Source organism: Nitrosophilus sp. (assembly GCF_982775275.1).
Genome location: NZ_CEXZHP010000041.1, coordinates 1 through 10,246, shown reverse-complemented (window position 1 = coordinate 10,246; position 10,246 = coordinate 1). Strand labels below are relative to the sequence as shown.

9 protein-coding genes are annotated in these 10,246 nt (G+C 30.8%); 3 read left to right on the top strand and 6 right to left on the bottom strand.

Features of this window, described 5'->3' with window-relative positions; translation table 11 throughout:
* From AC30RD_RS03465 to AC30RD_RS03445, 5 genes are all read right to left on the bottom strand, one after another.
* Nucleotides 1–1,601 (bottom strand): AAA family ATPase (locus tag AC30RD_RS03465; RefSeq protein ID WP_489492838.1); only part of this gene is annotated, 1,601 nt, incomplete at its 3' end.
* On the bottom strand, nucleotides 1,588–2,823 hold the full coding sequence (gene mtaB, locus AC30RD_RS03460; protein WP_489492837.1) for a tRNA (N(6)-L-threonylcarbamoyladenosine(37)-C(2))-methylthiotransferase MtaB: 1,236 nt from the start codon (nucleotides 2,821–2,823) through the stop codon (nucleotides 1,588–1,590). The genes AC30RD_RS03465 and mtaB, both read right to left, overlap by 14 nt.
* Nucleotides 2,824–2,835: 12 nt before the next feature.
* Nucleotides 2,836–4,422: a mechanosensitive ion channel domain-containing protein gene (locus AC30RD_RS03455; RefSeq protein ID WP_489492836.1), complete on the bottom strand. Its 1,587-nt coding sequence runs from the start codon at nucleotides 4,420–4,422 to the stop codon at nucleotides 2,836–2,838.
* A gap of 9 nt (nucleotides 4,423–4,431) precedes the next feature.
* Complete coding sequence (gene aroB / locus AC30RD_RS03450) at nucleotides 4,432–5,475, bottom strand: 3-dehydroquinate synthase (protein ID WP_489492835.1); 1,044 nt, start codon at nucleotides 5,473–5,475, stop codon at nucleotides 4,432–4,434.
* A gap of 55 nt (nucleotides 5,476–5,530) precedes the next feature.
* Nucleotides 5,531–6,934, bottom strand: coding sequence for a COG3400 family protein (locus tag AC30RD_RS03445; RefSeq protein ID WP_489492834.1), 1,404 nt, complete (start codon nucleotides 6,932–6,934; stop codon nucleotides 5,531–5,533).
* Nucleotides 6,935–6,985: 51 nt separating this feature from the next.
* Here AC30RD_RS03445 and tgt point away from each other — a divergent pair, with 51 nt between their 5' ends.
* The 3 genes from tgt to pdxA are packed head-to-tail and all read left to right on the top strand — an operon-like array spanning nucleotide 6,986 to nucleotide 9,840.
* Nucleotides 6,986–8,110 (top strand): tRNA guanosine(34) transglycosylase Tgt, encoded by a 1,125-nt coding sequence (gene tgt / locus AC30RD_RS03440; protein WP_489492833.1) that lies wholly within the window; start codon nucleotides 6,986–6,988, stop codon nucleotides 8,108–8,110.
* The gene (locus tag AC30RD_RS03435; protein WP_489492832.1) at nucleotides 8,107–8,892 is read left to right on the top strand and encodes a pyridoxine 5'-phosphate synthase; all 786 of its coding nucleotides are present in this window, start codon (nucleotides 8,107–8,109) and stop codon (nucleotides 8,890–8,892) included. The genes tgt and AC30RD_RS03435 overlap by 4 nt, the downstream gene beginning before the upstream one ends.
* 3 nt (nucleotides 8,893–8,895) lie before the next feature.
* Entirely contained in the window at nucleotides 8,896–9,840 is a 945-nt protein-coding gene (gene pdxA, locus AC30RD_RS03430) for a 4-hydroxythreonine-4-phosphate dehydrogenase (protein WP_489492830.1), read from the top strand.
* Here the strand turns inward: pdxA and AC30RD_RS03425 are convergent.
* Nucleotides 9,820–10,146, bottom strand: coding sequence for an MTH1187 family thiamine-binding protein (locus AC30RD_RS03425; RefSeq protein WP_489492828.1), 327 nt, complete (start codon nucleotides 10,144–10,146; stop codon nucleotides 9,820–9,822). The genes pdxA and AC30RD_RS03425 overlap by 21 nt on opposite strands.
* Nucleotides 10,147–10,246 lie beyond the last annotated feature (100 nt).

Sequence of the window (10,246 nt, the reverse complement as noted above, 5' to 3'; positions counted from 1 at the left end):
TCGTTCTCTAAAAGAAAATCTCTAATTTTAATTATTTTGTTTTTCTGTTTTGATAAAAACTCTTTAACTTCACTTAACGCAGAATCCAAAATAATAGAAACATCCCTTGCATCTGCCAAAATCCTCTCTCCCATGCCATATTTCGTAACCATCTCTTCTGCTAATAACTTGGCTCTAGTAAGATCCTGGGCACAATTTGAAAACTCCTCGTTGTAAAAAATCTCCATAGAGGCGTAACCGGAAAGAAAAAGTTTTATTTTTGAAAGATACTCGTTTTTTGATATTATCTCTTTATCTATATCTTTGACTCCAGATCCCATTATCGAAATTTTGTCAAAATCAATCTCATACCAGTATGCGCTTAAAGCCTTTGCCGCTTGATAGGTAGCTTGAACCTCTTTTTCTTTCTCGCTAAAAGCTAAAATCTTTCTTTTACCATATAAAACCTTATCTCTAACCTCTTCAAAATCGCTCATTTCTACAATTTTTTTCCCTTTTCTAAGAGCACAAAGAGCAGCCTCGTTAACAAGACTCGAAAGTGCGGCTCCGCTAAAACCCACAGTTATTTTAGATAGCTTTTCAATATCTACAAAATGGGGGATCTTTTTTAAATACACTTCTAAAATCTCTTTTCTCTCTTTTGCGTTTGGCAAAGATACAAATATTCTTCTATCAAATCTTCCGGGCCTAAGCAGTGCTTCATCTAACATCTCTATCTTATTTGTCGCGGCAATTACTATAACTCCGCTTGAATCCTCAAAACCGTCCATCTCCGTTAAAAGCTGATTTAATGTAGCTTCCCTCTCATCATTTCTCATCCCTCCTCTAGCTTTTCCAACGGCATCTATTTCGTCTATGAAAATTATAGAAGGTGCCATCTGCTTGGCTTTTGCGAAAAGTTCTCTTACTCTTTTTGCCCCCATACCAACATATATCTGCACAAAAGCACTTCCACTTTGATAAAAAAAAGGAACTCCAGCTTCACCGGCTACCGCTTTTGCTATCATAGTTTTACCAACCCCGGGAGGACCAACGAGTAAAACCCCCCTTGGCATTCTAACACCAAAATCAATAAACTTTTTTGGATTTTTTAAAAACTCTATTATCTCTTCAAGCTCCTCTTTAACCTCTTCAATCCCCGCCACATCTTTAAATCTAACGTCAGAAATTATTGGTTTAATTTTTGAAGAAAAATCATCTATTTCGGGCTGAGCTATATTGATTTGATGTTTTATTAGAGTCTGATCTTTTTGTTTTTTTGTAAAAAAGATCAGATATCCAAAAAATGCACCAACAATAATAAGTAAAAAAATATCGTATATATAAGAATAATCCTCTTTTACGCCAACTGGAACCTTTTGATAAAGCTTTTTTAGATCTATACCCTCTTTTGGTATTTTATATTTTTTTCCAGCACTCTCGATATATAGATATTTTTCATCTATTTTGGCTCTATCTATCAAATCATTTTTTAAAAATGTTTCATATGTAGAATAATCGATCAAAATAGATTGATCCCTAACATAAGCAAATATCATAATAGCTACTATTAAAAATGCCGAAATTAAGGCAATTGTCTTATTTTTTTTAGAAATTTGCAAAGTTTCCCTCTTTTTTTGCTTCATATTCATCTATCTCTATCCAGTTTCCTTTAAGATCTTTTTGGCTTTTAATTTTTATTTTATTAAAAAATTGATCCAATCCCACATAATATTCATCTTTTTTACTCTCAACCAAAACCTGAAGTCTCTTTTTTTTGTTTCTAAATTCAAAATTTTTTCTATCTATAATCTCTTTTATCAATTTATGCCTCTTTTTGGCTATATCACCCCTTACCGTATCTTTCATATTAGCTGCAGCTGTCAAATCCCTTTTGCTATATGTAAATAGATGTATATGGGTTAGTGGAAACTTTTCTATATTTTTTAAAGCTTCCAAAAATATCTCTTCACTCTCTCCTGGATGCCCAACAATAAAATCGGTCCCTAAAGCGTATCCAAATGAAGCGATCTCTTCAAAAAGCTTTAAATCATCTTCAACCCTATTTCTTCTATTCATAATCTTTAGCAAATCATTTTGCGTATATTGCAAAGCTATATGAAGATGTTTTGCCATCCAAGGCTCATTTAATATCTCTTTAAACTCTTCATCTATCTGCACAGGCTCAATTGAGCCAATCCTAACTCTTCTAACACCTCTTATTAAAGAAACTTTTTTTAAAAGTTTAGCCAAGGAACTATTTTTGTCTTTTCCGTAACTTCCAACGTTTGTGCCGGTAAAAATAAACTCTCCAAATCCGTTTGAAGCAAGTCTTTGAATCTGATCTAAAATCAATTTTTCATCAAGACTTCTCGCGTTACCTCTAACATAGGGGATGATACAGTAACTACACCTAAAATCACAACCCTCTTGAATTTTTATAAATGCTCTACTTTTACCGATAAACTGCTCAACTATAGTCTCATCTATATGGTTTAGATCACCGAGTTCAAAAAAATTCTCTTTTTTTAATAGTTCAGAGACTTTCTCTTTTTCAGAGTGTCCAAAAACTCCTGAAACCTTATTTTCTTTTAATAATTCTTCACCTTTTGTAAAAGCACCGCATCCGGTTAAATAAATCCTTTTGCCACTTTTTTTTATTTTATTTATATAATTTCTAACACCACTATCAGCCGAATTGGTCACCGTGCAAGAGTTTACCACAACGATATCTGCGCTATCTTCATCAAAGGTGATCTCAAAATCCTTTAGTTTTGACATCATCACTTGAGTATCAAACTGATTTGTTCTACAACCAAAGGTTTTAAAAAAAACTCTTTTCAACTATTCCCCTCTTTAAATATTTTCACTATTTATAATACTTTTATTATTTTTTGTCAAATTAATAGTTTGAGTAGGATATGCTATCGTTATATCATCCTCTTTAAGAAATCTATCAATAATTTCTGTAGATATAGTGCTTCTAAGTGTTAAAGTTGCATATGAATTGGTCATAAACCATACGCTTATACAATATCCGTAACTTTCCGCAAAAGTATATACTCTAACATCAACATTTGTATTTTTTAGATGAAAAGCGCTTCTAAGTTTATTTAACTGCTTTCTTGTTATATCTATATAACCTTTTGCATATTTTCTTGCTATCTCCTTGGCTATATGATTGGCTTTTTTATGATTGGACTCAAAAGTTATATAAAAATTCACATTATCCCAAACTGTTTTTAATCCTGAATGAGTATAATTTGCTATTAAATCTGTAAAAATATAATTATTTGGGATAAATATTATTCTACCGCTTCTTGTATTTTCTCTATAACTTGTCAAAGTAATATCTTCTAAAATAGTCATTCTCAGCAGTGAAATATCTACGACATCTCCAACATAAACTTGCCCTTCTCTTTTTACTCTTATCCTATCTCCTACGTGAATAGAACCGCCAAAAACAATTACGGTCCATCCAAGAAGACTCATAAACATATCTTTCATAGCGATTGCTATACCAGCAGAAGCAAACCCAAGTATCGTTACAAGATATGAAACATTTTCAATATATGCAAAAAGAAGTATCAATATAATTAAAGTAGCGGTAGTAAAATTTATGGCTTTATTTGCCATATAAAATCTTTCACTATCTTTTATATATTTTCTAATACCCCATTTTATTAAAATGTTGATAAAAAATAAAATAACGATTATTGCAAAAATCTGAGCAGTTTTTTCGGTTTGTAGTTTTATATCTTCAGTAACTTTAAAAACAACCTCTTCTACTCTTTTTTCATAAACGTCTATAGTCTTTTGTGCCGTCTCTACTGCCGATTCAAAATCGTTTATCTCAGCTTCCAACGTTTTTAGCTGATTAAAAAGCTCTTGGGTTTTTAATATTTTGTATTTTTCATTTAAAAGATTTTTTTTCTCTTTTAAAATCGTTAATGTATGTTTTATCTCTTCTAATCTATTTTTATAATAACTCTTTTTTGAATTTAACTGTTTTATATAAGATATTGCGCCAATTATCGCTATAGGATTTTTTACGCTTGGGGGTTCGGGGATCTCTTCTGGTTTTAAAAGTTCTATAAAGGGCGATTCTTTATACTCTTTAAGCAATAATAGCTGACTTTCGATAACTTTTTTTTGCTCTTCAAGCTCAGCTATGCTTTTTTTATATCTTTTGGCAATTTTTATTTTTCTTTCTATCTTTTTCAATTCATTTAATAGTTTGTGATATGTTATATAGTTTGAATACTTCCTCGTCCATATATCTTTTTTTAACTTTTCGTTTATAAAATTTAATCTATTATCGATATATTTTAATCTCTCGGTTTTTGTGATATTTTCATCGTTTTTTTCATTATCGCTTGGATTTTGAGCAAATAACGAAACAGTTATAAAAAAAAGAATCGCAAATATCTTAAAATTTTTCATCTTTTTTACCTAACTAAATTTTTTTAAAACCTCTTTTATCGTTTTTCTTTCTATATCGCTTTTAAAAACAAAGTTTCCTATATGATTTGGTAAAACAAATTTGATAATGCTATCTTGGCTCTTTTTATCTAGAAAAAATTTTTCATAAAAGCTATCTATATTTTTAATTTTATATGTTGTAGGCAATGAATATCTCTCCAATAGATTTTTTACTCTTTTTGCTTCGCTATCATCTAACAAAAATACTCTTTTTGCCAATTCGTTTGCCATAACCATTCCGATCGCTACCGCTTCACCATGTAGATATTTTTTATAACCGGTTTCATTTTCTATAACATGGGCAAAAGTATGACCGTAATTAAGTGCTGCTCTAATATCCGATTCTTTTTCATCTTTTGCTACAACTTCAGCTTTGATCTCAACACTTCTTTTTATTGCATATTTTAAATTTTCTTCATTTTCCAAAGGGTGTTTTTCAAGCCATTCAAAAAAATCTTTATCAAATGTGACAGCCATTTTTATAATCTCCGCAACCCCTGCGCTAAATTCTCTTTTTGGTAAAGTTTTTAAAAAGTGAGTATCTATATAAACAGCTTTTGGTTGCCAAAAAGAGCCTATTAAATTTTTTCCGTATCTATTATTTATGCCCGTTTTTCCTCCCACGCTTGCGTCCACTTGGCTCAAAAGAGTTGTGGGAATTTGAATAAAATCTATCCCTCTTTGAAAAATAGATGCCGCAAAACCGGTAATATCACCTATAACTCCCCCTCCAAAAGCAATTAACATAGATTTTCTATCTAACTGATGATCAAAAAGTCTATCAAGTAAAAAATTTAAAGTATCAAAATTTTTATACTCTTCTCCATCTGGAAGGGTTATTATGTATATCTCTTTTGCTTCAAGATTTTTTAAAAGATAATCGATATGAAGTCCTGAAACTTTTGGATTTGTAACTATAGCTACCTTTTTATCAAATTTTATCTTTGATAAGGAATCGATAATTATTGGATAACTTTTATCTTCTTTCTTTACCAATTTTATATCTATTTTCATAACTACACCTTTTTTATTAACAAAAATTATATTACTTTTTTTCTAAATAATAGTTTTAAGATACGGGAATAAATATCTGATGAAATTTTTTTAGTTTAAAATATAAACACTCTACATCTGTGCTAAAAATTCTAAGCAGCCCTCTTTTTAAAACCTTTTTATTAAATGGTAAAAATTGCAAAATATTTTCTTGTTTTTGAAGCTCCCTAATAGGATTGTTTTTTGATTTTACAATTTTTATCTTTTTTGAAAAAATTGATGCAAGATTTTCATAATGCTCGATAATATCGCTTTTATCTTCATTTTGAGGATCTATATCGTAAAGTGTTAAGTTAAGCTCTAGCTGGGTTGATATATCAAATAGCGTAGAAGATATATGCTCTAAATCTCTATTTTTCGTTAGAAGTAAAGCGGACTCTTTTAATTTTTCGATAGGCTCATAAGAAATAGAAAAAACTGGCACCTTACTTTCATATAAAAGTTTTTTAATATTATAATTTTCAAAAAGCCTATTATAAATCAATACCATTCCTATTTTATAGGTGGATATATCTCTTGAAATTATTTTTTCGTCGTTATTTACCGTAAAATCTATTTTGACCTCTACGCTCTCACTCTCAGCAGATTTTATATTTTCTAAAAGTTTTACGCTTGTTGGATTGATAACCCTAATAATCAATTTTTTATCTTTTAAAATTTTATGTAGCCATAAAGCGTCTTTTAGCGATTTTAAAATCTCATCTTCTTTTTGCTTTTCCATATCTATAAACAGATAACTATTTGTTCCATAAGGTATAGGAAACTGACCTATTTCTCTTTTTATGGATCTATAAATATTTTTTAAAACTTTTGGTTCCCCTATCAATAAAAGCAGATCGTTTGGCCAAATCATAAGTTTTGGATCGGGAAGTAAAAGTTTGTTGTTTCTATAAATTGCCGCTATTTTCCAATTTTTTTGCTCAATTGAGCCAATATGTCTATATACATAGGTGCTTCCAAAAGGAACTAAAACTTCCATTATCTCACCAAGTCCCAAACCTACGTTTTGCGCTATAATGGGAACGTTTGGCAAATAATCCACAAGTCTATTGGCTAATATCTCGTTTGCGTTTAACAAAATAGCATTTTGATCATCGATATTTAAATCCCACTTATCAAAAATTACGATACTTATATTTGTATCTAATCTTCTAATATTTTCATAAGATGCAATTGTATCGATCTTATTTCCCATAACAATAACAACTTGGGAAAATTTTTCATCAAAAAGATTTGAAAGTTTTACAAAGCTTGTAGGGTCAAATTTAAAAAATTTAAAATTTTCCGTTTTTATTTCTGGCAAAATCTTTTCATCGTAATAAACGATAAAATAGCTATTTCCAGCTACATAATTTTGCACTACTCTTTTTAGAAAATGTTTTGCTACAATACCATCAGCCAATATTAATATATTTTTCACAAAAACCCTCAATATTTTTTTTGAAAATTAATTATATCAAAAAGGAAAAGAGTGGAATTTAAAATTGATGCGATAGATAAAAACGCAAGAGCCTGCACAATCAAAACGGCTCACTCAACTATAAAAACTCCGGTTTTTATGCCCGTAGGAACTGCTGCGAGCGTAAAAGCTTTAGATTCTAAGGATCTTTTAGAAATTTTAAATACCGATATAATACTCGCAAACACCTACCACCTTTATTTAAGACCTTCAGATGAAGTTATAGCAAAATTTGGGGGTCTTCATAAATTTACTAACTACCCAAAAAGCTTTTTAACAGATAGCGGGGGCTTTCAGGCATTTAGTTTGAGCGATATTAGCAAAGCAGACGATAATGGAATAAAATTTAAAAGCCATATAGACGGGTCAGAGCACTATTTTACTCCAAAAAAGGTTTTAGATATCCAATATAACCTAAAAAGCGATATTTTAATGATTTTAGACGATCTTATCGCCCTTCCCGCAACAAAAGAGAGACTAAAGTTATCGGTTGAAAGAACTACAAAATGGGCAATAGAATCTATAAAATATCACAAAAGCATGAAAGAAAAAGGAGCAATAAAAGATCAAAACATTTTTGCGATTATTCAAGGGGGAGTAGATAAAGAGTTTAGAAAAATTAGCGCAACGCAGCTAACACAGCTTGATTTTGACGGATTTGCAATCGGGGGATTAAGCGTTGGGGAGGAAAATAGGGCTATGTATGATACTGTTGAATTTACAACACCTTTTATGCCAAAAAATAAGCCAAGATATCTAATGGGAGTTGGAACGCCAGAAGATATTGTTGAATGTATAGAGCGGGGAGTAGATATGTTTGATTGTGTCATGCCCACAAGAAACGCACGAAACGGAACGCTTTTTACAACCTTTGGAAGATTAAATATTAAAGCGGCAAAATTTAAACTTGATGATTCACCTATAGATAAAGAGTGTGAGTGCTATACTTGTAAAAACTATTCAAGAGGATATTTAAATCACCTTTTTAGGGCAAAAGAGCTAACTTTTTATCGCTTAGCTTCTCTTCATAATCTCCATTATTATCTAACTTTAACCAAAAAGGCAAGAGAGGCTATATTGGAGAATAGATTTGAAGAGTTTAAAAAAGAGTTTTACGAAAAAAGGAGCAAAAAATGAAACTTGGAGTAAATATCGATCATATCGCTGTTCTTAGAGAAGCAAGAAAAATAAACGATCCAGATCCCATAGAAGCTCTTGGTATAGTAAAAAGAGCAGGCGCTGATCAGATAACTATACATTTAAGGGAAGATAGAAGACATATAAACGATAAAGACGCCAAAACTATAGTAGAGCAATCACAACTTCCCGTAAATATCGAGTGTTCCATTAATGATGAGATTATAGATATTATCTGTTCTTTAAAGCCAAACAGAGCTACGCTTGTTCCGGAAAAAAGAGAAGAAGTAACTACAGAAGGGGGGCTGGATGTAATAAAATATTTTGATAAAGTAAACGATGTTGTTAAAAAATTAAAGGATAACGAAATAGATGTCTCTTTGTTTATAGACCCCGATTTTGAAATAATTGCTGCGTGTATAGACACTCAAGCAGATATGGTTGAGCTTCATACCGGAACATACGCCAATATTTATGCGATGCTTTATAGCAATCTAAAATATACCCCAAACTCAATTAAAGAGTTAGAGTTATCAAGAGAGGAGTTAAGAGACAGACTCTCAACCGCTCTTGGAGAGTTGGAAAATTCCGCTATTTATGCGCAAAAAGGCGGACTTTTGGTAGCTGCGGGACATGGACTTAATTATCAAAATATTGAAGCTATATTAAAAATAGAAAATATTATCGAGTTAAATATAGGCCAAAGTATTATAGCAAGAAGTATTTGGGTAGGACTTGAAGAGGCTATTAAAGAGATGGTTAAAATTATAAATTTAGGATAATATATGAATAAGCCAACTATCGCAGTAAGTATTGGCGATATAAACGGAATAGGTATTGAGATAGCCTTAAAGGCTCATGATGAGATAAAAAAATATTGCAATCCTTTATATTTTATAAACTATGATATGCTCCAAAAGGCTGCAATACTTTTAGATATTGAGATCCCTAAAGATTTTGAGGTTGAATATATTGAAGGTAGCTTTAATATAAAGCCTGGAAAAATAAGCAAAAAAAGCGCAAAATTTAGTTTTGATAGCTTTAAAAAAGCAGTAGAATTTACAAAAAATGGCATAACTAACGCTGTTGTAACTCTGCCAATTCATAAAAATGCTTGGAAAAAAGCAAACATAAAATATAAAGGACACACAGACTTTTTAAGAGAGTTTTTTAAAAAAGAAGCCATTATGATGCTTGGGTGCGAAAAACTTTTTGTTGCACTTTACACAGAACATATTCCGCTAAAAGATGTCCCAAAAAAGATAAAAACCAAAAATTTAGAAAATTTTTTAATAGAGTTTTATCACTCTTTTTTAATAGATCAAAATTTTTCACAAATTCCCGTTTTAGGACTAAACCCCCATGCTGGAGATAATGGAGTTTTGGGAAACGAAGAAAAAATTATCAAAAAGGCTATTAAAAAAGCCAATAAAAAAATAGATAATGATATATACTTTGGTCCAACAGTCCCGGATATATCATTTATACCGAAAATGAGGGAAAAATACAATATATATGTAGTAATGTATCATGATCAGGGATTGGCTCCATTAAAAGCTTTATATTTTGAAGAGAGTATCAACGTAACCTTAAATATCCCAATAATTAGAACATCGGTTGATCACGGAACGGCATTTGATATAGCTTATAAAAAAAATAGAAACATAAATCTCAAAAGCTATATCAACGCCGTAAAATTTGCCTCAAACTTAGCAGCTAAAAAAATATAAGTATTCTTTCAACCTTTTTTCAACAGAAGCTACTTTCTGTTTTAATCTATTTTTTCTACCAGGTCTTATATCAAATTTCACTACGCTATAAACTCGCCCTACTCCCATCTTCTCCAAAGCTTCATACATTTTCGGTATCAGATCACTCAACTCCTTTACACTCTCAGCTTCTATAATAGTAGCCATAGGAGTGAGCTGATACTCAAATCCGCTATTTTTTATAACTTTTAAAACTTCGGCTACATACTTGCTTTTACTCTCTCCAACATCTGTTGGAAACATCGCTATCTCCATCAATACGCTCATAAAATCCCCTTTATTTAAAATTTTATATAATTGTAATAAATTGAACTTAAAGGAAAAATAGTTGGAAAGACTAAAAGATTTAACTCCATTTATAGTTATG